This is a genomic window from Parvibaculum sp. (genome assembly GCF_045863935.1).
In the GTDB taxonomy this organism is placed as follows: domain Bacteria; phylum Pseudomonadota; class Alphaproteobacteria; order Parvibaculales; family Parvibaculaceae; genus Parvibaculum.
Map to the genome: position 1 here is coordinate 204,136 of NZ_BTVP01000001.1, position 26,200 is coordinate 230,335.

Annotated in this window: 30 protein-coding genes and 1 pseudogene; 23 read left to right on the forward strand and 8 right to left on the reverse strand. The window is 63.5% G+C overall.

The window, feature by feature from the left end:
• Together ccmD and ACKUUH_RS01075 are read left to right on the forward strand one after the other, a co-directional pair.
• A complete protein-coding gene (gene ccmD, locus ACKUUH_RS01070; protein ID WP_407947986.1) occupies positions 1–204 on the forward strand; it encodes a heme exporter protein CcmD in 204 nt (67 codons plus the stop codon).
• A complete protein-coding gene (locus ACKUUH_RS01075) occupies positions 201–761 on the forward strand; it encodes a DsbE family thiol:disulfide interchange protein (RefSeq protein WP_407947987.1) in 561 nt (186 codons plus the stop codon). Before ccmD ends, ACKUUH_RS01075 begins: the two co-directional genes overlap by 4 nt.
• Positions 762–782: 21 nt before the next feature.
• Here the strand turns inward: ACKUUH_RS01075 and ACKUUH_RS01080 are convergent, their stop codons facing one another.
• Positions 783–1,340: a MarR family transcriptional regulator gene (locus tag ACKUUH_RS01080; RefSeq protein WP_407947988.1), complete on the reverse strand. Its 558-nt coding sequence runs from the start codon at positions 1,338–1,340 to the stop codon at positions 783–785.
• 353 nt (positions 1,341–1,693) lie between these two features.
• Here ACKUUH_RS01080 and ACKUUH_RS01085 point away from each other — a divergent pair, with 353 nt between their 5' ends.
• Together ACKUUH_RS01085 and ACKUUH_RS01090 are read left to right on the forward strand one after the other, a co-directional pair.
• Positions 1,694–2,302, forward strand: coding sequence for an NUDIX domain-containing protein (locus ACKUUH_RS01085; RefSeq protein ID WP_407947989.1), 609 nt, complete (start codon positions 1,694–1,696; stop codon positions 2,300–2,302).
• Positions 2,303–2,375: 73 nt separating this feature from the next.
• The gene (locus ACKUUH_RS01090; protein WP_407947990.1) at positions 2,376–4,031 is read left to right on the forward strand and encodes an MFS transporter; all 1,656 of its coding nucleotides are present in this window, start codon (positions 2,376–2,378) and stop codon (positions 4,029–4,031) included.
• Between the two features lies 1 nt (position 4,032).
• Here ACKUUH_RS01090 and ACKUUH_RS01095 read toward each other — a convergent pair whose 3' ends face one another.
• The 4 genes and pseudogenes from ACKUUH_RS01095 to dapF form a co-directional block, all read right to left on the reverse strand.
• A complete protein-coding gene (locus tag ACKUUH_RS01095) occupies positions 4,033–4,662 on the reverse strand; it encodes a septation protein A (protein WP_407947991.1) in 630 nt (209 codons plus the stop codon).
• Positions 4,663–4,726: 64 nt separating this feature from the next.
• Positions 4,727–5,656 (reverse strand): annotated as a pseudogene (ftsY, locus tag ACKUUH_RS01100) (signal recognition particle-docking protein FtsY); the annotation flags it as partial.
• A gap of 20 nt (positions 5,657–5,676) precedes the next feature.
• Complete coding sequence (gene mtaB, locus ACKUUH_RS01105; protein WP_407947992.1) at positions 5,677–6,939, reverse strand: tRNA (N(6)-L-threonylcarbamoyladenosine(37)-C(2))-methylthiotransferase MtaB; 1,263 nt, start codon at positions 6,937–6,939, stop codon at positions 5,677–5,679.
• Positions 6,936–7,805, reverse strand: coding sequence for a diaminopimelate epimerase (gene dapF, locus ACKUUH_RS01110; RefSeq protein WP_407947993.1), 870 nt, complete (start codon positions 7,803–7,805; stop codon positions 6,936–6,938). Before dapF ends, mtaB begins: the two co-directional genes overlap by 4 nt.
• 85 nt (positions 7,806–7,890) lie before the next feature.
• Between dapF and ACKUUH_RS01115 the strand changes: the two genes are divergently transcribed.
• Both ACKUUH_RS01115 and ACKUUH_RS01120 read left to right on the forward strand, forming a co-directional pair.
• On the forward strand, positions 7,891–8,712 hold the full coding sequence (locus tag ACKUUH_RS01115) for a PIG-L deacetylase family protein (RefSeq protein ID WP_407947994.1): 822 nt from the start codon (positions 7,891–7,893) through the stop codon (positions 8,710–8,712).
• Positions 8,712–9,200, forward strand: coding sequence for a CinA family protein (locus ACKUUH_RS01120; protein WP_407947995.1), 489 nt, complete (start codon positions 8,712–8,714; stop codon positions 9,198–9,200). Before ACKUUH_RS01115 ends, ACKUUH_RS01120 begins: the two co-directional genes overlap by 1 nt.
• Here ACKUUH_RS01120 and ACKUUH_RS01125 read toward each other — a convergent pair.
• Positions 9,184–9,570, reverse strand: coding sequence for a type II toxin-antitoxin system VapC family toxin (locus ACKUUH_RS01125; RefSeq protein WP_407947996.1), 387 nt, complete (start codon positions 9,568–9,570; stop codon positions 9,184–9,186). The two genes, ACKUUH_RS01120 and ACKUUH_RS01125, sit on opposite strands and share 17 nt — an antisense overlap.
• Positions 9,571–9,813 carry a type II toxin-antitoxin system Phd/YefM family antitoxin gene (locus ACKUUH_RS01130; protein ID WP_407947997.1) on the reverse strand — a complete coding sequence of 81 codons (243 nt, stop codon included), beginning with the start codon at positions 9,811–9,813 and terminating at the stop codon, positions 9,571–9,573.
• Between the two features lie 237 nt (positions 9,814–10,050).
• On the opposite strand from ACKUUH_RS01130, the gene ffh reads away from it, so the two are divergent.
• From ffh to leuC, 6 genes are all read left to right on the forward strand, one after another.
• Complete coding sequence (gene ffh / locus ACKUUH_RS01135; RefSeq protein ID WP_407947998.1) at positions 10,051–11,586, forward strand: signal recognition particle protein; 1,536 nt, start codon at positions 10,051–10,053, stop codon at positions 11,584–11,586.
• Positions 11,587–11,663: 77 nt separating this feature from the next.
• Entirely contained in the window at positions 11,664–12,089 is a 426-nt protein-coding gene (gene rpsP, locus ACKUUH_RS01140; RefSeq protein WP_322312808.1) for a 30S ribosomal protein S16, read from the forward strand.
• A gap of 6 nt (positions 12,090–12,095) precedes the next feature.
• Positions 12,096–12,665: a ribosome maturation factor RimM gene (rimM, locus tag ACKUUH_RS01145; RefSeq protein ID WP_407947999.1), complete on the forward strand. Its 570-nt coding sequence runs from the start codon at positions 12,096–12,098 to the stop codon at positions 12,663–12,665.
• Positions 12,658–13,365 carry a tRNA (guanosine(37)-N1)-methyltransferase TrmD gene (trmD, locus tag ACKUUH_RS01150; protein ID WP_407948000.1) on the forward strand — a complete coding sequence of 236 codons (708 nt, stop codon included), beginning with the start codon at positions 12,658–12,660 and terminating at the stop codon, positions 13,363–13,365. Before rimM ends, trmD begins: the two co-directional genes overlap by 8 nt.
• Before the next feature lie 98 nt (positions 13,366–13,463).
• The gene (rplS, locus tag ACKUUH_RS01155) at positions 13,464–13,856 is read left to right on the forward strand and encodes a 50S ribosomal protein L19 (protein ID WP_322312811.1); all 393 of its coding nucleotides are present in this window, start codon (positions 13,464–13,466) and stop codon (positions 13,854–13,856) included.
• Between the two features lie 167 nt (positions 13,857–14,023).
• Positions 14,024–15,442 (forward strand): 3-isopropylmalate dehydratase large subunit, encoded by a 1,419-nt coding sequence (gene leuC, locus ACKUUH_RS01160; RefSeq protein ID WP_407948001.1) that lies wholly within the window; start codon positions 14,024–14,026, stop codon positions 15,440–15,442.
• Between the two features lie 36 nt (positions 15,443–15,478).
• On the opposite strand, the gene ACKUUH_RS01165 is transcribed toward leuC, so the two are convergent.
• Positions 15,479–15,982, reverse strand: coding sequence for a hypothetical protein (locus ACKUUH_RS01165; protein ID WP_297772060.1), 504 nt, complete (start codon positions 15,980–15,982; stop codon positions 15,479–15,481).
• A gap of 74 nt (positions 15,983–16,056) precedes the next feature.
• On the opposite strand from ACKUUH_RS01165, the gene leuD reads away from it, so the two are divergent.
• The 11 genes from leuD to ACKUUH_RS01220 form a co-directional block, all read left to right on the forward strand.
• On the forward strand, positions 16,057–16,662 hold the full coding sequence (gene leuD, locus ACKUUH_RS01170; RefSeq protein WP_407948002.1) for a 3-isopropylmalate dehydratase small subunit: 606 nt from the start codon (positions 16,057–16,059) through the stop codon (positions 16,660–16,662).
• Positions 16,663–16,781: 119 nt separating this feature from the next.
• Positions 16,782–17,888, forward strand: coding sequence for a 3-isopropylmalate dehydrogenase (leuB, locus tag ACKUUH_RS01175; RefSeq protein ID WP_407948003.1), 1,107 nt, complete (start codon positions 16,782–16,784; stop codon positions 17,886–17,888).
• A 65-nt stretch (positions 17,889–17,953) separates the two neighbouring features.
• On the forward strand, positions 17,954–18,976 hold the full coding sequence (locus ACKUUH_RS01180; protein ID WP_407948004.1) for an aspartate-semialdehyde dehydrogenase: 1,023 nt from the start codon (positions 17,954–17,956) through the stop codon (positions 18,974–18,976).
• A 171-nt stretch (positions 18,977–19,147) separates the two neighbouring features.
• Positions 19,148–21,298 (forward strand): ammonium transporter, encoded by a 2,151-nt coding sequence (gene amt / locus ACKUUH_RS01185; RefSeq protein WP_407948005.1) that lies wholly within the window; start codon positions 19,148–19,150, stop codon positions 21,296–21,298.
• 87 nt (positions 21,299–21,385) lie between these two features.
• Positions 21,386–22,279 carry an HpcH/HpaI aldolase/citrate lyase family protein gene (locus tag ACKUUH_RS01190; protein ID WP_407948006.1) on the forward strand — a complete coding sequence of 298 codons (894 nt, stop codon included), beginning with the start codon at positions 21,386–21,388 and terminating at the stop codon, positions 22,277–22,279.
• A gap of 13 nt (positions 22,280–22,292) precedes the next feature.
• Positions 22,293–22,583, forward strand: a complete 291-nt coding sequence (locus ACKUUH_RS01195) for a hypothetical protein (protein WP_407948007.1) — start codon at positions 22,293–22,295, stop codon at positions 22,581–22,583.
• A 36-nt stretch (positions 22,584–22,619) separates the two neighbouring features.
• Complete coding sequence (locus ACKUUH_RS01200) at positions 22,620–23,669, forward strand: MaoC family dehydratase (protein ID WP_407948008.1); 1,050 nt, start codon at positions 22,620–22,622, stop codon at positions 23,667–23,669.
• Between the two features lie 29 nt (positions 23,670–23,698).
• Entirely contained in the window at positions 23,699–24,289 is a 591-nt protein-coding gene (locus ACKUUH_RS01205) for a PAS domain-containing protein (protein ID WP_407948009.1), read from the forward strand.
• Positions 24,290–24,606: 317 nt separating this feature from the next.
• A complete protein-coding gene (gene sdhC / locus ACKUUH_RS01210; RefSeq protein ID WP_407948010.1) occupies positions 24,607–25,014 on the forward strand; it encodes a succinate dehydrogenase, cytochrome b556 subunit in 408 nt (135 codons plus the stop codon).
• Positions 25,014–25,409 (forward strand): succinate dehydrogenase, hydrophobic membrane anchor protein, encoded by a 396-nt coding sequence (gene sdhD, locus ACKUUH_RS01215; protein ID WP_407948011.1) that lies wholly within the window; start codon positions 25,014–25,016, stop codon positions 25,407–25,409. Before sdhC ends, sdhD begins: the two co-directional genes overlap by 1 nt.
• Before the next feature lie 33 nt (positions 25,410–25,442).
• The coding region (locus ACKUUH_RS01220; protein WP_407948012.1) for an FAD-binding protein at positions 25,443–26,200 on the forward strand (758 nt) is incomplete at its 3' end.

Here is a 26,200-nt window from a genome sequence, read left to right on the forward strand (position 1 = left end):
ATGGACGAATTTTTCCATATGGGCGGATATGCCTTCTTCGTCTGGTCTGCCTATGGCGCGGCGGTTCTCGTCACGGTGGCGCTCATCTGGCAAAGCATTGCGGATTACCGGGCGCAGGCGCGGCTCGTCGAAACGCTTGAAAAGGCGGCTGGGGGACGTGTGCGCCGCGCGGCGCACCGCCAAAGCGGAGAGGATCCCTCGTGACTTTCAACGTCCGGCTCGCGGCGCTCATTCCCGTTGCGATCTTCCTGATCCTTGCGGGGCTCTTCTTCGCGGCGATCTATCGCGGCGATCCGTCGCGCGTGCCGTCCGCCTTGATCGGGCGCTATGTGCCCGATTTCGAGCTGCCGCCGGTCGAGGGGCTGGACAGGCCGGGGCTTGCGTCCGCCGATTTCGGCAAGGGCGAGCCCGTTATCGTCAATGTGTGGGCGTCCTGGTGCGTGCCCTGCCGGGACGAGATGCCGCTTCTGGTCGAGTTGGGCCGTGTTTCGCGAGCGCCGCTCTTCGGCCTCAACTACAAGGACGATCCGGCGGCGGCGCGGCGCTTCCTCGCGGAACTCGGCAATCCCTTCGCGCGCATCGGCAAGGATGCGACGGGGCGCGCCGCCATAGACTGGGGCGTCTATGGCGTGCCTGAAACCTATATTGTGGATGGAAAGGGGCGCATCGCCCTCAAGCATGTCGGGCCGCTGACGCCCGAGGCGATCGCAGACGAAATCCTGCCCGCGCTCAAGGAGGCGCGCCTTTCCACAAGGGGATAGGCGCGGCCTCCGGCTTGGGCGTCAGGCCTTCTTGCGGCTTGCAGCAGGCTTCTTCGCGGGTGCCTTGCGCGTCGGCTTCTTCCTGGCGGGCGCACGCTTTGCGGTCTTCGGCGCTTCTTCCTCGACCTTCATGCTTTCGATCGCGGAGTTGAGCTGACCGAGGCCCTTCAGAAGATCACCCTGCAGCGTCTTCGGCAGCACGTCGAGCAGCGCCTTTTCGGCGGTGATGGCCTTGGGCATCGCACTCTTGAGCGCGCGGCGGCCGGCAGCGGTGAGGCGAACCGAGTTCGCGCGCGCATCCTCGGCGGTCCGCTTGCGGGCGAGAAGGCCGTTCTTGATCATGCGGCTGATCATGTCGGCGAGCGTCGAGCGGTCGATGCCCGTCCGGTTCACGAGGTCGGTCTGGCTCAGGCCTTCTTCCTCGTCCACGGCGAAGAGCACGATGAACTGGCGCGGCGTGATCGAACTCGCACCCATCTGCTGCACGAACTGGTCGTAGGCGAATTGCTGAGCGCGGCGCAACAGATGGCTCAGCGAATTCTCAAGATCGAAACTTCCGGTTGGCTTCCTGGCTGCCATTCGTTCGGTCCTCTGGATTATCAGACACCATAAAGTGTCCGGCGCTGGGGGCGGTGTCCTTCTCGGACATGTCTCCCGGTTTGAAGGGAGGATGATCGTCGCGCACAGTCGCGGCGTTTGTGTGGCCGTTTTCTGTCTGGCGCTCTATCATCATCATATGCACCCGCATGCCCCACCTATGCAAGAGGCGGAATGCGGGAAAAGCAGAGTTAAAATTATGTGGATAGGTCTGTGCGCGGACATTCCGTTGCCAATGCACCGGGCGCGGTCATCCGGTTTCAGCTTCCACACACAGTGTTATTTCCGCACCGCAACGTAACTCCGTGGGCGGACCAACAGGTTGAAGCAAGACAATGCAGGACGACAGGAAGGAAGTTCCGGCCGAGCCGAAGCCGCAGGAAACTGGTGCGGCGGACGATGTGACATTTTCGCGCCGCGTGCCAACGGGAGACAGCCTTCCGCGCGATATCTGCGATCGCTGCGGCTTCATTCATTATGTAAACCCCAAAATCGTTGTGGGTTCCGTCGTTACCCATGAGGGAAAGTTCCTTCTATGCCGCCGCTCCATCGAGCCGCGCCGGGGCTACTGGACGCTGCCCGCGGGCTTCATGGAACAGGGAGAAACGACGGAAGAGGGCGCACGCCGGGAAGCGCGGGAAGAGGCCAATGCCGACATCGTGCTGCGCGATGTTCTGGCGATCTACAACATTCCCCGCATCGCCCAGGTCCAGATCATGTATCGGGCTTCGCTCCGGACACCGCATTTTTCACCGGGCGAGGAAAGCCTCGAAGTCGATCTTTTCGGCTGGGACGACATCCCGTGGAACGAACTTGCCTTTCCGAGTGTTTATTGGGCACTGACGCAATTCCGTTCGGTGATGGACAGGGACGCCATCGCGCCTTTCACGAATCCGGAAGGCGAAAACGGAAATCTTTTCCCGCGTCCACCTTCCGCAGGCTGAGCGCAATCCTTCACTGGAAAAACGAAGAGTTTCCCTCCATTGTTTCCCGATTGTCGATTCCGGGGAGGGGCAGATGGCAAATGCGGCGGGTGCGACGCACCGCATGACGGCGGAGGAGCGGCGGGTCATTTTTGCCTCGTCGCTTGGCACTGTTTTCGAGTGGTACGATTTCTACCTCTATGGATCGCTCGCTGCGATCATCTCGGTGCAGTTCTTCTCCGGTGTGAACCCGACCGCCGCCTTCATCTTCGCACTGCTTGCTTTTGCCGCCGGCTTTGCCGTGCGTCCCTTCGGCGCCATCGTCTTTGGACGGCTCGGCGATCTCGTCGGCCGCAAATACACCTTCCTCATCACCATCCTGATTATGGGTCTTTCGACCTTCATCGTCGGATTGCTGCCGAACTATGCCGCCATCGGCTTTGCGGCGCCTGCGATCCTCATCGTGCTGCGCCTCGCGCAAGGCCTTGCGCTTGGCGGCGAATATGGTGGCGCGGCGATCTATGTCGCCGAACATGCGCCGCATACGAAGCGCGGCGCCTATACGGCGTGGATCCAGACCACGGCGACGCTCGGGCTCTTTCTCTCGCTCCTCGTCATCCTTGGCTGCCGGCTGTCGATGGACAAGGAGAGCTTCGATGCCTGGGGCTGGCGCATCCCGTTTCTGCTTTCGATCTTCCTGCTCGGCATTTCCGTCTGGATCAGGCTGAAGCTCAACGAGTCGCCGCTGTTCCAGAAAATGAAAGAAGAGGGAACGCTGTCGAAGGCGCCGCTGACCGAGAGCTTCGCGCGGTGGGGCAACCTCAAGATCGTCATCATCGCGCTGATCGGTCTGACGGCGGGTCAGGCGGTCGTCTGGTACACGGGCCAATTCTACGCGCTCTTCTTCCTGACGCAGGTGCTGAAAGTGGAAGGGCAGACGGCGAACATCCTGATCGGCGCGGCGCTGCTTCTCGGCGTGCCCTTCTTCGTGATCTTCGGCGCGCTTTCGGACCGGATTGGCCGCAAGCCGATCATTCTCGCGGGCTGCCTGCTCGCGGTGCTCACCTATTTTCCGCTCTTCTCCGCGCTCACGCATTTCGCCAATCCGGCGCTTGAGCAGGCGCGCGAGCGTTCGCCCGTCATCGTCATTGCCGACAATGACAGCTGCTCCTTCCAGTTCAATCCGGTGGGCACCGCCGCCTTCACCACGCCCTGCGACGTTGCGAAAAGCGCGCTCGCAAAACGCGGCATTCCTTACGGCAATGCCGCGCTTCCAGACGGTGAAGAGGCGCGCGTCGCGGTCGGCGAAACGGCCATTCCCTCTTTCGATGCGGGCATGGATGCGGACGGGTCGCGGCGCGCGGCTTTCGAGGCGGCGCTGACGCAGGCACTCGCGGATGCGGGTTATCCCGCCGCCGCCGCTCCCGACGCCATCAATTATCCGATGGTCGTCGCGATCCTCTTCATCCTCGTGCTCTATGTGACGATGGTCTATGGGCCGATCGCGGCGATGCTTGTCGAACTCTTCCCGACGCGCATCCGCTACACCTCGATGTCGCTTCCCTATCACATCGGCAATGGCTGGTTCGGCGGCTTCCTGCCGACCGTCTCATTCGCCATTGTCGCGGCGACGGGCGACATCTATTCCGGGCTCTGGTACCCGGTCATCATCGCGGCCATGACCTTCGTCGTCGGGCTCATCTTCGTGCCCGAGACGAAAGACCGCGAGCTTCACCCGGAAGGAAGCTGACTTATTCGGCGGCTTCCGTTTCGTTCTTCGGTGCGTGTTTCGTGAGCACGGGGATCTGCGCGATGCCGAAGATCATGGTCAGCGGCATGATGCCGAAGAGCTTGAAGCTCACCCAGAAGTCGGTGGAGAAATTGCGCCATACGACTTCGTTGACGACGCCGAGAAAAACGAAGAACAGGCCCCAGCGCACCGTCAGCACCATCCAGCCCTTGTCGGTCAGGTTGAAGGCGCCGTCGAAGAGCTGCTTCATGACCGGCTTGCCCATCGCGGCCGCGCCGAGCAAGGCGGCGGCGAAAAGCGCGTTCACGATGGTCGGCTTCACCTTGATGAACTGGTCGTCCTGGAGCCAGATGGTGAGGGCGCCGAAGACCATCACGAAAATGCCGGTGACGAGCGGCATGGTCGGGATCTTCCGGAACTTCGCATAGGAGTAGGCGAGCGAGATCGCGGTCGCGGCCATGAAGCCGCCGGTTGCGTAGAAGATGTTCTGCGCCGGCTCGTTGCCGAAGAGGCTGTTGGCCTTCGAATTCAACAGGAAAAAGACGACGAGAGGCCCGAGTTCGATCGCCATGCGGACCCATTGCGAGTTCGTCATGCCGCCATGCGTCGTGTCGGCCTTGCTGTCGCTCATGATCTCTCCGGTTCCAAGTCTATTCAGTTACGCATGGGGCGGTGGCGTGGATCAACCCCCGGGTTTACTTCGCACCCGTGATCGCGCGCGCATAGGCGTCGGCGTTGAAAGTCTGCAAATCGTCGATCCCCTCGCCCACGCCGATCAGATGCACAGGCAGGCCGAATTTCTTCGCGATCGCGACCAGAATGCCCCCACGCGCCGTGCCGTCGAGCTTCGTCATCACGAGGCCGGTGATGCCCGCGACCTGCCCGAAAATCTCGACCTGGTTCACCGCGTTCTGGCCCGTCGTCGCATCGAGCACGAGCAGCGTCGCATGCGGCGTTTCGGGGTCGAGCTTGCGGATCACGCGGATCACCTTTTCGAGCTCGGCCATGAGGTCGGCCTTGTTCTGCAGGCGGCCAGCCGTGTCGATCATCAGCACGTCGGTGCCTTCTTCCCTCGCGCGGGCGAGCGCCTCATAGGCAAGACCCGCCGCGTCGCCGCCGATCTTCGTCGCGCAGACAGGCGCGCCGATCCGCTCGCCCCAGACTTTCAGCTGTTCGACGGCGGCAGCGCGGAACGTGTCGCCGGCGGCGAGCATGACGCTCTTTCCTTCCGCCTTCAGCTTCGCGCCGATCTTGCCGATGGTCGTCGTCTTGCCGGCGCCGTTGACGCCGGTCATCAGGATCACGAAGGGCTTCTTCGTCGCGTCGATGACGAGCGGCTTTTCGACGGGTTTCAGAACGGCCGCGATTTCCCCGGCGAGAATTTCGCGGATCTCTTCGGGGCTCACTTCCTTGTTGTAGCGATCCTTGCCCACAGCTTCGGTTACGGAAGCGGCCGCATCGAGCCCGAGGTCCGCTGAGATCAGCAGTTCCTCCAGTTCTTCCAGCGTCGCGGCATCGAGCTTCTTCTTCGTGAAGATGCCGGTGATGCCGTCCGACAGGGTCTTTGTCGAGCGGGTCAGCCCTTCCTTCATGCGGCGGAAGAGCGATTTCTTCTCAACCGTCTCGCCGTTCGTCTCGCTCTCGCTCACGCCGCCCTCAAACCTTCGAAACTCTGACCGTCATGCGCGGCAAGACGCAGCGCGAGGATGTCGCCTGCGCGCGCTTCCTCCGCCACGCGCACCGGCGTGAATTGATGCGTGCGCCCGAGCGTCGCCGTCTCCATGAGCACGGGCCGCGTCGCGCCGAGCCCTTCTTCGAGATGCGCGAGCACGCGCGAGCGGCCTTTCGCGCGTAGCCTTTCGGCGCGCGCCTTGCCCACGTCGCGGGCGACCTGCGGCATCTTCGCGGCGGGGGTGCCGGGGCGGGGCGAGAAGGGGAAGACATGCAGCCAGGTCAGCCCGCATTCGTCGACGAGGCGCATCGTGTTCTCGAACATCTCGTCCGTCTCGGTCGGGAAGCCCGCAATGAAATCCGCACCGAAAACGATGTCGGGGCGCAGTCGCCGCGCTTCCTCGCAGAAGCGGATCGAATCGTCACGCAGATGGCGGCGCTTCATCCGCTTCAGGATCATGTCGTCGCCCGATTGCAGCGAAAGATGGAGATGCGGCATCAGCCGCTCTTCATCGGCGATGAGGCGCATCAGGTCGCCGTCCGCTTCGATGCTGTCGATGGACGAAAGCCGCAGGCGTTCGAGTTCCGGCACGAGCTTCAAAATGCGCCGCGCGAGATTGCCGAGGCTCGGGCTTCCCGGCAGGTCGCTTCCATAGGAGGTCATGTCGACGCCCGTCAGCACCACTTCGCGGTAGCCGTTTTCGACGAGGGTGCGCACCTGCGCCACGACCTCGCCCGCGGGCACGCTGCGCGACGGCCCGCGGCCATAGGGAATGATGCAGAAGGTGCAGCGGTGGTCGCAGCCGTTCTGCACCTGCACGAAGGCGCGCGCGCGGCCCTCAAGTCCCTGCACCAGATGCCCCGCCGTTTCCGTGACCGACATGATGTCGTTCACGCGCACCTTCTCGTTCGCATGGAGGGCGAGGGCGGGCTGCCAGCTTGCGGCCTGCATCTTTTCGTCATTGCCGATCACGAGATCGACTTCGGGCATGGCGGCGAATTCGTCCGGGTTCACCTGCGCCGCGCAGCCCGTCACGATGATGCGCGCCTCTGGGTTCTCGCGGCGCGCCTTGCGGATCGCCTGCCGGGCCTGGCGTTCGGCTTCCGCCGTCACCGCGCAGGTATTGAAGACGATGGCGCCATCGAGGCCCGCCGCATCGGCATGGCCGCGCATGACCTCGGATTCATAGGCGTTGAGGCGGCAACCGAAAGTGACGATTTCGGTGCCCTTGTTCATGCCGCCGCTCCCGAAAGAAGCGCAGGGTCGAGCTCGCCCTCATAGTCGAGCATCACGGGACCGGTCATGTAGATGTGATTGTCCGCCTCGCGCCATTCGACGGTGAGGTCGCCGCCGGGCAGGCTCACCGTGATCTCGCGTTCCGTCTTGCGGCGGCGGATGGCGGCAACGGTCGCCGCGCAGGCCGCCGTGCCGCAGGCGCGCGTCAGCCCGACGCCGCGTTCCCATGTGCGCAGCTTCAGGTGTGTCGGCGAGAGCACTTGCGCGACCGAGATGTTCGCGCGCTCGGGAAAGAGCGGGTGATGTTCGAGCATGGGGCCCGAGCGTTCGAGGTCGATCGCGTCCGCGTCCTCGACGAAGAAGACCGCATGCGGATTGCCGACATTGACGACACCCGGCGAATGCATGATCGGGTTTCCGAGCGGCCCGATTTCGAGTTCGATGCCGCGCGTGTCCTGGAATTCTTCGGAGAGCGGGATCTCGTCCCATCTGAGGCGCGGGGCGCCCATGTCGACCGTGATGTTGCCGCCATCGGCGCGGGTCGCCACCGTGTCGCCGCCCAGCGTCTCGATGACGACGGCGTCCTTGCCCGTTTCGTCCAGGATGAGCTTGCCGATGCAGCGGGCCGCGTTGCCGCAGGCCTCAACCGTGCCGCCATCCTGGTTGCGGATGCCCATGAAGGCATCGCCGCCGTGACGCGGTTCCTCGATGGTGATGAGCTGGTCGCAGCCGATGCCTTTTTCCCGGTCGGCGATCGCGCGCGCGAGCGCATCCGTCAGCGCCAGCGGCTCGCGGCGCAGGTCCAGCACGACAAAATCGTTGCCGAGCCCGTTCATCTTCAGAAAATGGTGCGTCATGCCGGTCATGATGCGCTCCTATATGGCCCTTTTTGGCCGCTTGTGCCAGTAGTGGGCGAGCCAAATGGAAAGCCGGACCGGAAAGGGAGGTTCCATGCTCTGGATCATCGGGGCGCTCGCGCTGGCGGTGCTTGCCGTCCTCGCCGTCTGGTACCGCTTCCACCGCCTCTTCGAGGACAAGGTGGCGCGGCATGTCCGCTCGCTGGCGGGCGAGCTGGGCGCGCAGCGAATTCTAGCCGTTTTCGCCCATCCGGACGACGAGCAGCTCATCAACGGGCTCCTCACCTCGGCCAAGGCGGGTGGGGCCTGGCTCGGCATGGTGACGGCCACGAAGGGCGATGCGGGCAGGCAGTCCCCGGTCGTCTGCCGGCAGAGCGAGCTTGGCGTCATCCGTCATGCGGAAGTGCTGAAAAACGGCTTTGCGCTCGGCATCGACGAGCAGGAGGTCTGGGATTATCCCGATGGCGGCCTGCCCGAACAGCCGCTCGATGAACTCGTCGCCCGCGTAGTCAGCGCCATGACGCGCTACAAGCCCGATCTCGTCGTCGCCTTCTGGCCCGCGAGCGGCGCCACCGGCCACAAGGACCATATGCGCATCGGGCTCGCGGCCGAACAGGCGATCGCGCAGCTTCGTGCCGCGGCGGAGGGCTATCGCGGCCCTCGCTTTGTTGCCTATCCGCTGATCCCCCGGAACTCCCTGCTGACGCTTGGCGGGAAGACCGGGCGCTTCATCGCGGAGAACCAGCCGTTGCCCACCCATTCGACGCCGGGCAACGCGGCCTCCAAAGTGCGAGGCTGGAAAATTCACGCGGCGCAGGCGAATTTCGTCTCCCGCGCCTACAAGATGCCGACGCGCCTCCTCTATCTCATCTGGGACAAGGAGTTCTATGCGGTGCGGGAAATGGGAAAAGCCTGATGGAAAGTCTCCTGCCGCTCGCGGCTGAAGTCGCGGACCTGCTGAAGAAAAGGGGCGAGACGCTGGCCCTGTCGGAAAGCTCCATGGGCGGGCTCGTGTCCGCCGCACTGGTCGCCCAGCCTGGCGCCTCTGCCTTCTATCTCGGCAGCACCGTCATCTATACGCGGGGCGCCGCCAAGGCGCTCTACGATCTCCAGGGTCCGCCCGCGCCGGATGTGAAGCCGCTGACGGAACCTTACGTGGCGGCGATGGCCGAAGTGGTGCGGGAGAAGTTCGGGGCGACATGGGCGCTTGCCGAAATGGGCGCGTCCGGGCCTTCCGGTTCGCCTTACGGGCCGGGGCCCGGCACGGCGGTGGTCGGGCTTGCGGGGCCTCACCCGGCTTCGATCACGGTCAGCACGGGCTCGGCGGAACGCGCCGCCAATATGCGGGCCTTCGGGGTGGCGGCGCTCGAATTGCTGAAAGAGCGGCTTACCAGAGCCTTGTGACGCCATAGGTGTCGAACCGCGTTTCGTTCGAGACGAGCGTCAGCTCTTCGCAGAGCGCCTGCGCGATCAGCATGCGGTCGAAAGGATCCTTGTGGTGCCCGTCCAGCGCGCCTGCCATCTGGCCATGGACGACCGATACCGGAAGCTCGACAAATCCCTCGGCCTCCATGGCGCCCGGCACATCGGCGATGAAGCCGGCGACGACGGGAAGCTTGCCGATCTTGTGCTTGATCGCCATTTCCCACGCCGTGGCAGCGCTCAGGAAGACGTCGTTGTCTTCACGGCCGATTATCTCGCGCGCAGATGCGGGCAGCGCACGGTCATTTGTCATCCACCAGATGAAGGTGTGCGTATCGAGCAGAAGCCGCACCTATTTTTCGCCCCAGAGTTCGAGGTCCTCGTCGGACAAGGGCTCGAAAAATTCCGGTCCGATGCTCATCTTGCCGGCCCATCGGCCCGGTTTGCGTTTGGGCTTCGGCGTGGGATCGGCGGCCACGAGCTTCGCCACCGGCTTGTTGCCGCGCGCGATCACGATCTCCTCTCCCGCTTCCACGCGGGCGAGCAGCTTCGAGAGTTCGGTCTTCGCCTTGTGGATGGTGACGGTCTCGGTCATGGGCCTGTTTCCAAGGTTAGCTAAGTTAGCTTAGCTAAGTTAGCTAACTACATGCCCGAGTCAAGTCCATGCCCGCCGATATTGACTTCCCGGCGCCCGGCCCCTAGGTTCCGCCCACGTTTTCGGGACATTACCTGCGCCCGACCCGCCCGAGGCATCGCGCCCGGGTCAACTTCCGCCGGCGATATTCGCTCGCGGAAGCGTTTTTGCTTTGTGTGACAAGGATTTAGCGAACCCGTGTTCGAAAATCTCTCAGGCCGTCTCGGCGACGTTCTTTCCAGGCTCAAGGGGCGCGGCTCCCTGAGCGAGAAGGACGTAGACGAGGCCATGCGCGAAGTGCGGCGGGCCCTTCTCGAGGCCGACGTCGCGCTGCCGGTCGCCAAGTCCTTCATCGACAAGGTGCGCGAACGGGCCATCGGCCATGAAGTGCTGAAGTCCGTCACGCCGGGCCAGCAGGTCATCAAGATCGTTCACGACGAACTGGTCGAAATGCTGGGCGGGGCGGAGGCCGATACCTCGATCTCGCTGCGCGCCGCCGCGCCCGTCGTGCTGATGATGGTGGGCCTCCAGGGCTCGGGCAAGACGACCTCCACCGCCAAGATCGCCAAGCGGCTGACCACGCGCGAGAAGCGCAAGGTCATGATGGCCTCGCTCGACACGCGCCGTCCCGCCGCGCAGGAACAGTTGAAGGTGCTTGGCGAGCAGGTGGGCGTCGCCACGCTGCCGATCGTTGCGGGCCAGCAGCCGGTCCAGATCGCCCGGCGCGCCGTCGAGGCCGCGCGGCTCGGCGGTTTCGACGTGCTGATGCTCGACACGGCGGGCCGCATCCATATCGACGAAGAGCTGATGGCCGAAGTCGCCGAAGTGCGCGACATCGCCAGCCCTCACGAGACATTGCTTGTCGCCGACAGCCTGACCGGTCAGGACGCGGTCAATGTCGCCGAACAGTTCAATGCCCGCATCGGCGTCACCGGCATCGTGCTGACGCGCGCCGATGGCGACGGGCGCGGCGGCGCGGCGCTTTCCATGCGCGCCGTCACCGGTGTGCCGATCAAGCTTCTCGGCACCGGCGAAAAGATGGACGCGCTGGAGGATTTCCGCGCCGACCGCGTCGCTGGCCGCATCCTCGGCATGGGCGACGTCGTCAGCCTTGTCGAAAAGGCCGCCGAGAGCATCGACGCCGAAAAGGCGGAGAAGATGGCCGAGCGGCTCCGCAAGGGCCAGTTCGACCTCGACGATCTCGCCGAACAGCTTCGCCAGATGGGCCGCATGGGCGGCATGAAGGGGCTCCTCGGCATGTTGCCGGGCGTCGGCAAGGCGCAGATGCAGGCCGCGCAGGCGCATATGGGCGACGGCACGATCAAGCGCCAGATCGCCATTGTCTCCTCGATGACGAGGGCCGAACGCGAGAACCCGAAGCTCCTCAACGCGAGCCGCAAGAAGCGCGTCGCGAAAGGCTCGGGGACGGAAGTGCAGGAGATCAACCGGCTCCTCAAGATGCACCGCCAGATGGCGGACATGATGAAGACGATGAGCCGCCAGAAGGGCGGCATGTTGTCGAAACTCTTCGGTGGCGGTGGTGGTGGCAGCGCGATGCCCGACCTTCCGCCGGAACTCGCAAACGATCCGAAGGCGCTCCAGAAGGCGCTTTCCTCGGGCGGTATGGGCGGTATGGGCGGCCTGCCAAAGGGATTGCCCGGCCTCCCCGGTTCCGGCTTTGGCGGCATGCCTGCCGGTCTTCCGGGGCTGCCTTCCGGCAAGAAGAAAAAGTAACGCGCGCAAGATTCGTATACGGATGAATGAAATTCCGGCCCGACAGTTTGGCTGGACTGCATGAAAGGTAAGACAAGATGGCTCTGAAAATCCGGCTCGCCCGTGGCGGCGCAAAGAAGCGGCCCTTCTACCGTGTGGTGGTCGCCGATACGCGCGCGCCCCGCGACGGCCGCTTCATCGAGAAGATCGGCACCTTCAACCCGCTGCTCGCCAAGGACGATGCCGCGCGCGTCGTGCTCGATGTCGAGCGTGCGAAGCACTGGGTCGGTGTTGGCGCGCTGCCGACGGACCGCGTTGCCCGCTTCCTGAGCGATGCCGGCGTGCTGACGCGTGCGGCCCGCAGCAACCCGGAAAAGGCAAAGCCGAAGGCGAAGGCGCAGGAGCGTCTCGAAGCCGCGCGCATGGCGGCGGAAGAAGCCGCCGCGGCTGCGAAGGCTGCCGCCGAAGCGCCCGCCGAAGCCGCGCCCGCCGAGGAAGCCCCTGCCGAAGAGGCGCAGGCGTAATCGCGCTTGCGCATCGCGCCGATGGCTGACGAGCGGAACGGCAAGGTCTGTCTGGGCGTCGTCACCGGCGCGCATGGCGTGCGCGGGCTCGTGAAGGTAAAGCCCTTCACGGCGGAGCCCGAAAGTGTCGCCGCCTATGGGCCGGTCGAGACGAAGGACGGGGCGAGGCGGTTCGCCATCGAGACGAAGGGCATGGCGAAGGATCTCGTCATATGCCGTCTCGAAGGCGTGACCGACCGCGACGTGGCGGCCGCGCTCCGGGGCACCGAGCTTTACGTGCCGCGCGAGCGCCTGCCGCAGACGGATGAGGACGACGAAGGCTGGTATCACGCCGATCTCGTCGGGCTCCTTGCGGTCGGTATCGACGGCAAGGCCTATGGCCGGATCGTCGGGGTCGAGAATTTCGGGGCGGGCGACCTCCTCGAAATCGCGCCCGAAGATGGCGGCGAGGCGGTGCTGATGGGTTTCACGGACGAGAATGTCCCTGAAGTCGATATCGAGGGCGGGAAGGTCGTGATCGACCCGCCTGCCGGCACGTTCGGCGACGAGGCGGCTGCGGGAGCGCCCGATGCGTGAAAGCTGGCCGGCCACCGTGCTGACGCTCTTTCCGGAGATGTTTCCGGGGCCCCTGGGCCTTTCGCTCGCGGGCCGGGCGCTGGAAGCGGGGACATGGTCGCTGGACGCGGTCGATATCCGCTCCTTCGCGACTGACCGGCACCGTTCCGTGGACGATACGCCGGCAGGCGGCGGGCCCGGCATGGTGATGCGGGCGGACGTCGTGGCGGCGGCGGTCGATGCGGTCCACCCGCAGGGGGACCGGCGGCCGCTGATCTATCTGAGCCCGAGGGGGCGGCCTCTGACCCAGCAAAGGGTCAGGGAACTGGCCTCGGGCCCCGGCGCCGTCCTTCTCTGCGGGCGCTTCGAAGGGCTCGATCAGCGGGTCATCGAGGCCCGGGAGATGGAAGAGATCAGCCTCGGGGATTTCGTCCTTTCGGGCGGAGAACCGGCGGCTCTGGCGCTTCTCGATGCCGTGGTCCGGCTTCTGCCGGGCGTCATGGGCAAAGAGGCGTCCGGCGAGGACGAAAGTTTCGAAAGCGGGCTCCTTGAGTACCCGCACTACACGCGGCCCCCGCTCTTCGAGGGCCGTGAAATTCCGCCGGTCCTCGTTTCCGGCGACCATGCAAAGGTTAAGGCATGGCGCCGGGAGAGGGCCGAAGAGACCACCAGGCAGCGGCGGCCCGATCTCTGGGAGAAATTTCTCCGGAAAAGGCCCTAAGACAGTCGCCAATGCCTATTATTTATGTTAGGGAAGCGCGCTTCCGGGCGGGGATGTCCCGAAAACCCTGAGCGCCTTCATATCCGAGGTTGAGACCCATGAATATCATCGAGCAGCTCGATCAGGAGCAGATGGAAGCTCTTGCGAATGGCAAGACCCTTCCCGACTTCGCGCCCGGCGACACGCTGCAGGTCAATGTGAAGGTTATCGAAGGCACCCGCGAGCGCGTACAGGCCTATGAAGGCGTCTGCATCGCGCGCGCCGGCGGTGGCATCAACGAGAACTTCACCGTCCGCAAGATTTCCTATGGCGAGGGTGTGGAGCGCGTGTTCCCGCTTTACGGTCCGCTGATCGACTCGATCAAGGTCCTGCGCAAGGGCCGTGTGCGCCGTGCGAAGCTCTATTACCTTCGCGGGCTGCGCGGCAAGGCTGCCCGAATTACCGAGAAAAAGCAGGACAAGACCCGCAGCCAAGAGAACGGCGCCGCCTGATTTCGTCCGCATAAGCGGGAACTGTCTCTAGAAAAGCGGGCAGGGCGGTGAAGCGCCCAGGGCCCGCTTTTTTGTTATGCGGCTCCGAACAACGATCTGAAACGAAGAAGAAGTGCGGCGACGCGCGGAACCCCCGCGCAAGGCGCCGCCGGAAGAGAGAGAAGCAAATGGCACCTCGCACAATGTACGACAAGATCTGGGATGCGCACCTGGTCGAGATGGCCGAGGATGGCACGGGCCTCCTCTATATCGACCGCCATCTCGTGCATGAGGTCACGAGCCCGCAGGCCTTCGAGGGCCTGCGCATGGCGCATCGCAAGGTTCACGCGCCGCAGAAGACGCTCGCCGTCGCCGACCACAATGTGCCGACGACCGACCGCTCCAAGGGCATCGCCGACGAAGAGAGCCGCATCCAGGTCGAGACGCTCGAACACAACGCGGTGGATTTCGGCGTCGAATATCTCCAGATGTCCGACATCCGCCAGGGCATCGTGCATATCGTCGGACCCGAACAGGGCTTCACGCTGCCCGGCACCACCATCGTCTGCGGCGACAGCCACACCTCGACGCATGGCGCCTTCGGCGCGCTCGCGCATGGCATCGGCACGTCGGAAGTCGAGCATGTGCTCGCCACCCAGACGCTGATCCAGTCCAAGGCGAAGAACATGCGCATCAATGTGGTGGGCAAGGCGCCGGAAGGCTTCACCGCCAAGGACATCGTGCTCGCCATCATCGGCGAAATCGGCACGGCGGGCGGCACCGGCTATGTCATCGAATATGCGGGCGAGGCGATCCGCGACCTTTCCATGGAAGGCCGCATGACCGTCTGCAACATGACGATCGAAGGCGGCGCCCGCGCCGGCCTCATCGCGCCGGACGAAAAGACCTACGCCTATCTCGAAGCCCGCCCGCGTGCGCCGAAGGGCAAGGCGTGGGAGATGGCGGTCGAATACTGGAAGACGCTGCCGTCGGACGAAGGCGCGAAGTTCGACAAGGAAATCACCGTCGACATCGCCAACCTGCCGCCGCTCGTCACCTGGGGCACGAGCCCTGAGAACGTCATCAAGATCACGGACCGCGTGCCGGACCCGAAGGATGTGCATGACGAAGCGCATGCGAAGTCGATGAGCCGCGCGCTCGACTATATGGGCCTCAAGCCCGGCACGCCGATGACGGAAGTGAAGATCGACCGCGTCTTCATCGGTTCCTGCACCAATGGCCGCATCGAGGATCTGCGCGCCGCCGCCGTCATTGCGCAAAAGGCGATCAAGGCGGGCCGCAAGGTCGCGCCGACGGTCAACGCCATGGTCGTGCCCGGCTCCGGCCTTGTGAAGGAACAGGCGGAGAAGGAAGGCCTCGACAAGATCTTCCTCGAAGCGGGCTTCGAATGGCGCGAGCCCGGCTGCTCGATGTGCCTTGCCATGAATGCCGACAAGCTCGAGCCCGGCGAACGCTGCGCGTCCACGTCCAACCGCAACTTCGAAGGCCGTCAGGGCCGCGGCGGCCGCACGCATCTCGTCTCGCCCGCCATGGCGGCGGCGGCGGCCTTTGCGGGGCATTTCGTCGATGTGCGGGAGATGGAGTGATCGTTGCAGGTGGTAGACGTTGTTCGATGGGGTGATCTACAAGTCGGGATACTTCTTGTGAAGTTTCTCTAGCGTGCCACCCGGACCAATTGAGGTGTGATAATCATTGAGAATCTGCTTCATGAAAGTTTTCGGAGTGAACTTTGTATTTGGGTAGCCCATATCTTTGCGTATCGCGGTGATAAGTGCCCCAAATAGTTCCATCTGGTTGAACACAGTGTCCCCGGTATATACCGAGTCCATGTATCGTTGGTGTGCAGCAATGACGGAGTCTGAACCATAGAAGATTAGGCGTTTATTGAATTTCCTGAGCGTTTCAACAAATTCCGGGTCTGCTTCTTGGGTTGGTGACGAATTTTCTTCAGTCGTCGCGTGTTTGAAAAACATGTCGAAGAAAGCATCAACTAAGATCATATAGGTCTCGTATTTCTCTTGGGATAATTGATCTTCGATGCGTCGTCTCTTCTCCATTTCTTGACGGATGACCCAGCCCAAACCTGCAATCACCAAAGCTAGCAATGAGAATAGAGTTCCAGACATGATTATATCCCTTATATCTGTATGCAGATTAGTGCAGGGGAACGCTTTTTCCTAAACAAAAGACGGGCAACGTGATGGATAAGTTCAACAAGCTGACTGGCGTCGCGGCGCCGCTGCCGATCATCAATGTCGATACCGACATGATCATTCCGAAGCAGTTCCTGAAGACGATCAAGCGCACGGGTCTCGGCAAGAATCTCTTCGACGAGATGCGTTATGACGACGAGGGCAAGGAGATTCCGGATTTCGTGCTGAACAAGCCGGCCTATCGCAATGCGCAGATCCTCGTCACGGGCGAGAATTTCGGCTGCGGCTCGTCGCGCGAACATGCGCCATGGGCGCTGCTCGATTTCGGCATCCGCTGCGTGATCGCGCCCTCCTTCGCCGATATCTTCTACAATAACTGTTTCCAGAACGGCATCCTGCCCATCGTGCTGCCGCAGGAAGAGGTCGACAAGCTGATGGACGATGCGGAACGCGGGAGCAATGCCGTCGTCACCATCGATCTCGAGCGCCAAGAAATCCGCGGGCCGGATGGCGGCGTCATCAATTTCGACATCGACCCCTTCCGCAAGCATTGCCTCATCGAAGGCCTCGACGGCGTCGGTCTCACGCTCAAGAAGGAAGCCGAGATCGCAACCTTCGAGAAGAAACTCGAAGAGACGCAGCCCTGGCTCTGAGTGTAAATAAATACGTCATTGCCGGGCTTGACCCGGCAATCCAGAGCCGCGCGCACTGAGCAGGCGGCTCCTGGATGCCCGGATCAAGTCCGGGCATGACATGATGTGAAAGAACGGAAATGACAAGAAACATCCTCATCGTCGCCGGCGACGGCATCGGCCCGGAAGTCATGGGCGAAGTCGAGCGCGTGATCCAATGGTTCAACGGCAATCGCAAGTTCGGCGCGAAGGTCGAGAACGAACTCGTCGGCGGCTGCTGCTACGACGCGCATGGCGTCGCGGTGACGGACGAGACGGTCGAGAAGGCGAAGCGCGCCGATGCCGTCATGCTCGGCGCGGTCGGCGGGCCGAAATGGGATAATGTGCCTTACGAGGGCCGCCCCGAAGCGGGGCTGCTCAGGCTGCGCAAGGATCTCGAACTCTTTGCAAACCTCCGCCCCGCGCTCTGCTTCGCGGCGCTGGCCGATGCTTCCTCGCTCAAGCGCGAGATCGTCGAGGGTCTCGACATCATGATCGTGCGCGAGCTCACCGGCGGCGTCTATTTCGGCGAGCCGAAGGAGATCACCGATCTCGGCAATGGCGAGCGGCGCGGTGTCGACACGCAGGTCTACACGACGAGCGAAATCCGGCGCATCGCCGAGGTCGCTTTCGATCTCGCGAAGAAGCGCGGCAACCGCGTCATGTCGGTCGAGAAGCGCAATGTGATGAAGTCGGGCGTGCTCTGGTACGAGGAAGTCTCTAAACTCCACAAGGAGAAGTTCGCCGATGTGAAGCTCGAACACATGCTGGCCGACAATTGCGCCATGCAGCTCGTGCGCAATCCGAAGCAGTTCGACGTCATCGTCACCGACAATCTCTTCGGCGACGTGCTCTCCGACATCGCTTCCATGCTCACGGGCTCGCTCGGCATGCTGCCGTCGGCGTCGCTCGGCGCGAAGGACGCGTCCGGCAAGGCCTGCGCCATGTATGAGCCGGTGCATGGTTCCGCGCCCGATATCGCGGGCACGGGTGCGGCGAACCCCATCGCCTCGATCCTCTCTTTCGCCATGGCGCTGCGCTACACGTTCGAACTCGGGCCCGATGCCGACCTGCTCGAAAAAGCCGTCGACACGGTGCTCGCCGAGGGCTTGCGCACCGGCGACATCATGCAGCCGGGTATGAAAAAAGTCGGAACCAAAGAGATGGGCGACGCGATCCTCGCCGCGCTCACCAAACTGAACGGATAGATTTTTCGGCCGCCTGACCCGTTGGAGAACCGCTCCGGCAGGCGGTTCAAACAAGGAAGACGATCATGGGCTACAAGATTGCCGTTCTCGGCGCCACGGGCAATGTGGGCCGCGAAATGCTCAACATCCTCGCCGAGCGCGAGTTTCCGGCCGATGAGGTCGTGGCGCTGGCGTCCCGCCGCAGCCAGGGCACGGAAGTGTCGTTCGGCGAGCGCGACCTGAAGGTCAAGGCGCTCGAAACCTACGATTTCGCGGGCACCGATATCTGCCTCATGGCGACGTCGGGCGAGATGTCGGCCGAATGGGCGCCGAAGATCGCGGCCAAGGGCTGCGTCGTCATCGACAATTCGTCGAAGTGGCGCATGGACCCCGACGTGCCGCTGATCGTGCCGGAAGTGAATGCGTCGGCCATCGCGGGCTATGCCAAGAAGAACATCATCGCCAATCCGAACTGCTCGACGGCGCAGATGGTCGTCGCGCTGAAGCCGCTGCATGACGCGGCCGGCATCCGCCGTGTCGTCGTTGCGACCTATCAGTCGGTGTCGGGCGCGGGCAGGGAGGCGATGGACGAGCTTTTCAGCCAGACGCGCGCGATCTTCGTCAACGACAGCATCGACGAAGGCAAGTTCACCAAGCAGATCGCCTTCAACGTCATTCCCCATATCGACGTCTTCATGGAAGACGGGCAGACGAAGGAGGAATGGAAGATGATGGCGGAGACGAAGAAGATCCTCGATCCGAAGATCAAGCTGACCGCCACCTGCGTGCGCGTGCCGGTCTTTGTCGGTCATTCCGAAGCGATCAATATCGAGTTCGAGCGGCCGATCTCGGACGAGGAAGCGCGGGACATCCTGCGCGAGGCGCCGGGCTGCCTCGTCGTCGACAAGCATGAGGATGGCGGTTATGTGACGCCCATCGAATGCGTCGGTGAATATGCAACCTTCATCAGCCGCATCCGCGTCGACCCGACGGTCGAGAACGGCCTCAACATCTGGGTCGTCTCGGACAATTTGCGCAAGGGCGCGGCACTCAACGCCGTGCAGATCGCGGAAATTCTCGGCGCGCGCTATCTGAAAAAGGCGGCGTAAGGAGCAATCCTCCGTCTCCTGACAGTTCCGCGTTAACCTCCCGCTAAATCCTGCACAAAATATGTGCAGGATTTCCGCGCGTTTTTCGTTTTGCGCCGCAGCACGCCGAAAGAAAAATTTACCTTTTACCCGGATACTCACGCCGTCACATCGGACAGCCGGGGGCGAGTTGTGGGTAGCGTTGCGCAGTCGATCGATACGATCTGGGTCCTGATCTGCACGATCCTCGTGCTGTTGATGCAGGCGGGCTTCGCCTGTCTCGAGACCGGGCTCGTGCGCGCGAAGAACTCGATCAACGTCGCGATCAAGAACGTGCTCGACTTCTGCGTCGCGGGCATGGGCTTCTGGCTTGTCGGCTTCGGCCTCATGTTCGGCGCCAGCGTCTCCGGTTTCTTCGGCGCGTCGGACTTCGCCTTTCAAGGCGCGGCGGGCGGGCTGGGCGACAATGCCTGGATCATGGTCTTCTTCTTTTTCCAGCTCGCCTTCTGCTCCACCTCCACCACCATCGTCTCGGGCGCGGTCGCGGAGCGCATGAGCTTTCGCGGCTATGTCATCACGGCGGCGATCCTCTCCATGATGATCTATCCCGTCTTCGGCCACTGGGCCTGGGGCGGCATCCTCGATGGCGAGGCGGCGGGCTGGCTCGAAAGGCGCGGCTTCGTCGATTTCGCCGGCTCGACCGTCGTCCACAGCATTGGCGGCTGGATCGCGCTCGCCGCGATCCTCGTGCTTGGGCCCCGCATCGGCCGCTTCGGCCATAATGGCAAGCGCATCGAGCCCCACGACATGCCGATGGCGACGCTCGGCATGTTCCTGCTCTGGATCGGCTGGTTCGGCTTCAATGGCGGCTCCACGCTGGCGCTCAATTCGAGCGTGCCCTACATCCTCGTCCACACGATGCTTGCGGCGGCGGCGGGCGGCATCGCCGTCACGACCGTCAGCTGGCTGCGCAAGGGTCTTCCCGAAGTGCAGGCGGCGCTCAACGGCATTCTCGCGGGCCTCGTCGCCATCACCGCCAATTGCCACATCGTCACCACCAGCAATGCGGTCCTCATCGGCGCGGGCGGCGGTCTCGTCTGCTATGTTGCGAGCGAGCTTCTCGCCCGGCTCGAAATTGACGACGCGGTCGATGCCGTGCCGGTTCATCTCGCCGCCGGCGTCTGGGGCACGCTCGCCGTCGCGTTGTTCGGCGAAACGTCGCTCTTTCCCGGCGGGCATACGCGCCTCGAACAGCTTGGCGTGCAGGCGCTTGGCGTCGCGGCTGCCGGTGTCTTCGCCTTCGGCACCGCCTATATCGTGCTTCTCATCGTCGACCGGTTCCTGCCGCTGCGCGTCTCGTCGGATGCCGAGCGCACCGGCCTCAACATCGCCGAGCATGGCGCATCTTCCGCGCTTCTCGACGTGCTGGGCGCGATGGAAGGGCAGGCGGCGCGGGGCGACTTTTCGAAACCCCTCCATGTCGAACCCTTCACGGAAGCGGGCGAAATGGCGCGCCGCTACAATCTCGTGCTCGACAAGTTCAACAGCGAGGTGCGCATCCGCGAGCGCACCGCGAACGAATTGCGCGACGCGCGCGACGCGGCCGAACTCGCCAATGCCTCGAAATCGCAATTCCTCGCCAATATGAGCCACGAGCTCCGGACGCCCTTGAACGCCATCATCGGCTTTTCCGAAGTCATGAACGGCGAGCTTTTCGGGCCGGTGGAGAACGAGCGCTACAAGGAATATGTCGGCGACATCCACAAGTCGTCGAGCCATCTCCTCAGCCTCATCAACGACATTCTCGACCTCTCGAAGATCGAGGCCGACCGCTACGAGCTCTATGAGGAAGAACTCGACGTGCTCGATGTCGTCGCGAGCTGCGAGCGCATGATGCGTCATCGCTCCGACGAGGCGGGGGTCAATCTCACGGTCAAGGTCGAAGATGACCTGCCACTGCTCATGGGCGACAAGCGCGCGCTCCGGCAGATCCTGCTCAATCTCGTCTCGAACGCCGTCAAGTTCACGCCGAAGGGCGGCAATATCGGCCTCGCCGCCTTCATGGAGCCGGACGGGCGCATGGCTTTCCGCGTGTCAGACACGGGTATCGGCATGGCCAAGAAGGACATTCCGATCGCGCTGGAGCCCTTCCGCCAGATCGGCAAGGACAGCAATATCTACACGACCGAAGGCACGGGCCTCGGCCTGCCGCTGACAAGGGCGCTGGCCCGTCTGCATGGCGCGACGCTCGTCATCGAATCCGAGCCCGGCGAGGGCACGACCATCACCATCCGCATGCCCCATGCCCGCATCCTCGAGTTGCCCCAGCGGATCGCGAGCTAGCTCTCTTTCCCGTCACATTGCCGCTTCACAGGCGGCGCCGGGCTTTATAGTGTCCCCTCGCCATTCCTCGCGAACCGGAGACCCTTCATGGCCGAACTTGTCGCCCGCCCGCGCCGCAGTGTCCTCTACATGCCGGGATCGAACGCCCGCGCGCTTGAAAAGGCGAGGGACATCCCCGCGGATGCGCTGATCCTCGATCTCGAGGACGCGGTCGCACCCGACGCCAAGGAAGAGGCGCGCGCGCAGGTCTGCGCCGCCGCGAAACAGGGCGGTTATGGCAAGCGCGAAATCGCCATCCGCGTGAACGGGCTCGACACGCCCTGGGGCCTGGCCGACATCGAGGCCGCCGTCGCCGCTGGCCCTCACGCGATCCTCGTGCCGAAGATCAACTCCGCCGCCGATGTCGAGCGCGCCGAACATGCGCTCTCCGAAGCGGGCGCCCGGGGCGGCATCCAGCTCTGGTGCATGATCGAGACGCCGCTTGCCATGCTCAACATCCAGGCGATTGCCGCCAAGGCGCGCGAGCCGGGAAGCCGCATGTCGGTCTGGGTCATGGGCACCAACGACATTGCCAAGGAGCTTCGCGCCGCGCATACGCCGGACCGCGTGCCCATGCTCGCCTCGCTCGGCCTCGCGCTCATCGCGGCGCGCGCCTATGGGCTCGTCATCCTCGACGGCGTCTATAACGACATCAAGAACGAGGACGGCTTCGCCGCCATCTGCGAGCAGGGCCGCGACATGGGCTTCGACGGCAAGACGCTCATCCATCCGAGCCAGGTCGGCCCCTGCAACGGTATCTTTTCGCCGGACCCGGAGACCGTTGCTTTCGCGCGAAAGACCATCGAGGCCTTCGAGCTGCCTGAGAACAAGGGCAAGGGCGTGTTGAAGGTCGACGGCAAGATGGTCGAGATCCTTCACGCGGAAATCGCGAAGCGCACGGTTGCGATTGCCGATGCGATCGCGGAGCTAAACGCTTCATGAAGGAGCGACTAAGATGGCGAATGGTGCGAGCGAATTGAATTGGGACGATATAAGAGCAAAGGCGATTGCGGGCCAACGACCACCGGAATGGCCGACGGATGTCAGAGCCATTTCAATTGAAGGATTGTCGTTGTTCGGGCTCGATAGCCGCTATCAGCTACATTTCGACGGGAAGAGATTGCTTATCGAGAAGCGGTTGGACCTCACTTGGTGGCAAACATTGCTTGCAGCTATGGCTTCCGTTTCCGCATTAATTATTGCGGCTATCGAGGTGCTTAGATTCTGCGGATATGGGGCTAGCTAGGGCGATCTCGCGAGAGTTATTTTGGACGAATTTGACATGACCAAAACCAACGCCGGAAACTTCTTCGAGGACTTCAAGGTCGGGCAGGTGCTGCATCACGCGACGCCGCGCACGGTCACGGAAGGCGACGTCGCGCTCTACCAGGCGTTGTTCGGTTCGCGCTTCTCGCTGCAATCCTCGGCGGAAGTCGCGCGCAAGGCCGGTTACGCAACTGCGCCCGTTGACGACATGCTCGCTTTCCACATCGTCTTCGGCAAGACGGTGCCGGACGTCTCGCTCAATGCGGTGGCCAATCTCGGCTATGCCGATTGCCGCTTCCTCAAGCCCGTTTTTCCCGGCGATACGCTGTCGAGCGAATCGAAGGTCATCGGGCTGAAGGAAAATTCGAACGGCGAGACGGGCGTCGTCTATGTCCGCTCGACGGGCCGCAACCAGAAGGGCGATATCGTTCTCGATTATGTGCGCTGGGTGATGGTCCGGAAGCGCCATGCCGCCTCGCCCGCGCCGGAAGAGGATGTGCCGCATCTGCCCGCCGCCGTCGGTGCGGCGCATCTCGCCGCGCCCGCAGGCACCTCCTTCAAGGGCTTCGACACGGCGGCCTCCGGCAGCCCCCATCTCTGGGACGACTACGAAGTGGCCGAAAAGATCGACCATGTGGACGGCATCACCATCGAGGAAGCCGAACACATGATGGCGACGCGGCTCTATCAAAATACCGCGAAGGTCCATTTCAATCAGTATACGGAAGGCAAAGGCCGCTTCGGCCGCCGCCTCATCTATGGCGGCCATGTCATCTCGCTTGCCCGCGCGCTCTCCTTCAACGGGCTCGGCAATGCCGTTCTCGTCGCCGCCATCAATGGCGGGCGCCATGTCGCGCCCTGCTTTGCCGGCGACACGGTGTTCGCCTGGTCGGAGGTGCTCGACAAGGCGGAGATGAAGGGGCGGGCGGATCTCGGCGCGCTCAGGATACGCACCTTCGCCACGAAAGACCGGCCCTGCGGCGATTTCCCGGGGCCGAAGGAAAAAGGCTACGAGGACGGCGTCATCCTCGACCTCGACTATTGGGTGTTGATGCCGCGCCGGTGAGAAATTTGGCGCACAAGGAGTTGGGCAATATGCTTTCCCTCGAGACGGGCGGTCATCCGCAATCCACGGGCGTCACGAACATGCGTTCACCCGAGAGCATCGCCTTCGAGGAAGCCTGGGAAGCCGCGCGGGCGGGCCTCGACGTGCCGCCCCGCAGCGCGATCGACCTGCGGCGCTTTGCGCCTTTCGCGACCCGGTTCGCGATCATCGAGCCGGACCCGCACGCGGTCGCGCTTCCCTTCCGGCTCACCGGCTCGGGCTTTCGCGACTTCTTCGGCTACGATCTGACCGGGACCGACTACCTGACGCTCGCCGATCCGGCGATCCGCGAATACGCCCATGATTGCGTGATGGCCTGTCTCCGGCAGCCCTGCGGCCTCTGGCAGGCGACGCCCGCGACCACGGCGGAGGGCCAGTCGATCCTCTACGAATATACGATCCTGCCGATCTCGAAATCGGGCGGGCCGGCGGACCACATCGTCATCTTCGTCAATTTCGATGCGAAGCCCCATGACGACCTGCCGGGCCTGGCCCGGATCGAGCGCTCGACCGTCTGGCACTGGATCGATATTGGCCTCGGCGTGCCGCCCGCGACTGTCGGGCGCGCGCCGCTCGGCTGATCCTCAAAGGCGGGCGGGAATCGCTTCTGCATTCATGCGCTTCGTCCTCGTTGCGAATATTGTCAGCGCATCATGCGTCCGCTTAGTTGCGAAAGCTTCGCAGTTTTGCGCAGGCGGCCTTTGCCCCAGCGTTTCCGGGCACTTGCCGCATCCCGTTTTCCTGCAAACCGCTTTGCGCGGGGTCCGGAGGCAAACGGTTCCCATGACGGCGTCAGGGGATTTGCCATGTGCGCCGCCGCGCGATAAACAACGAGACAACACATGCGGGCCCGTCCGGGTCCGCCGATCTCCTTGTTGCCCGAAACGGGGTTCTTCGGATGGCTGAACAGCGACAAGCCGTAGAGAGGCCGCTCTCTCCGCATCTCCAGATCTATCGCCTCACGATCACCATGGCGATGTCGATCCTGCATCGCATCGTCGGCGTCGCCCTTTATGCGGGCACGGCGCTCGTCGCCTGGTGGCTGATCGCGACGGCCACCGGCCCGGAGGCCTATGCGGCGTTCCGTTCGGTCGCCGATCATGTGCTCGGCCAGCTCGTTCTTTTCGGTTTCACCTGGGCGCTGCTGCATCATCTCTTCAGTGGCATCCGCTATCTCGTCTGGGACGAGATCGTCGCGACCTCGCCCAAGGCGGCGGATCGCATGAGCTGGGCGGCGGCCATTGCCGCGCTTGCTGCCACGGTCCTTGTCTGGGCCGTCATCTGCACCATGCGGGGGGCGATCTGATGTCCGCTTCGAAAAAGGATATGCGCACGCCGCTCGGCCGCGTTCTCGCTCACGGTTCGGCGAAGTCCGGCACCGGCGACCACATCCGTCAGCGCATTACCGCCATCGCGATGGTGCCGCTCGGGCTTTTCTTCACTGGCTTCGCCGTCTCGCTTGTCGGCGCCGATTACGAGACGGCGCGCGCCGCGCTCGGCAATCCGTTCATTGCCGTTGCGGCACTTCTTTTCGTCGTTGCGGCGATCATGCATATGCGCATCGGCATGCAGATCGTCATCGAGGACTATGTGACGGGCGCGCGGCTGCGCAGCCTCGCCCTCATCGGTAATTTCTTCTTCTCCTACGCCGTCGGTCTCGCCTGCCTCTATGCGGTCGCGAAGATCGGCTTCGGCGGCTGAGTTCCTTTCCTTCAAGCGTCGAGACATAAGCTCATGACGACTGCTTACGAGTTCCACGATCACACTTTCGACGTCGTCGTCGTCGGTGCCGGCGGCGCCGGCCTTCGCGCCACGCTCGGCTGCGTCGAAAAGGGGCTTCGCACGGCCAACATCACCAAGGTCTTCCCGACCCGCAGCCACACCGTCGCGGCGCAGGGCGGCGTTGCCGCCTCGCTCGGCAATATGGGCCCGGACGACTGGCGCTGGCACATGTACGACACGGTGAAGGGTTCCGACTGGCTCGGCGACCAGGACGCCATCGAATATCTCTGCCGCCAGGCGCCGGAAGCCGTCTACGAGCTCGAGCATTTCGGCGTGCCCTTCTCGCGCACCGAGGACGGACGCATCTACCAGCGGCCCTTCGGCGGCATGACCACGAATTTCGGCGAAGGCATCGCGCAGCGCACCTGCGCGGCGGCCGACCGCACCGGCCATGCGATGCTGCACACGCTCTACGGCCAGTCGGTCCGGCATAACGCCGAGTTCTACATCGAATATTTCGCCATCGACCTCATCATGGACGCCGAGGGCCAGTGCCGCGGCGTCGTCGCGCTCGACATGGCGACCGGCGAGGTTCATCGCTTCCGCGCCTCGCTCGTCATTCTGGCGACGGGCGGCTATGGCCGTACCTATTTCTCCTGCACGTCGGCGCATACCTGCACGGGCGACGGCAATGCCATGGTGCTGCGCGCGGGCTTGCCGCTGCAGGACATGGAGTTCATCCAGTTCCACCCGACCGGCATCTACGGCGC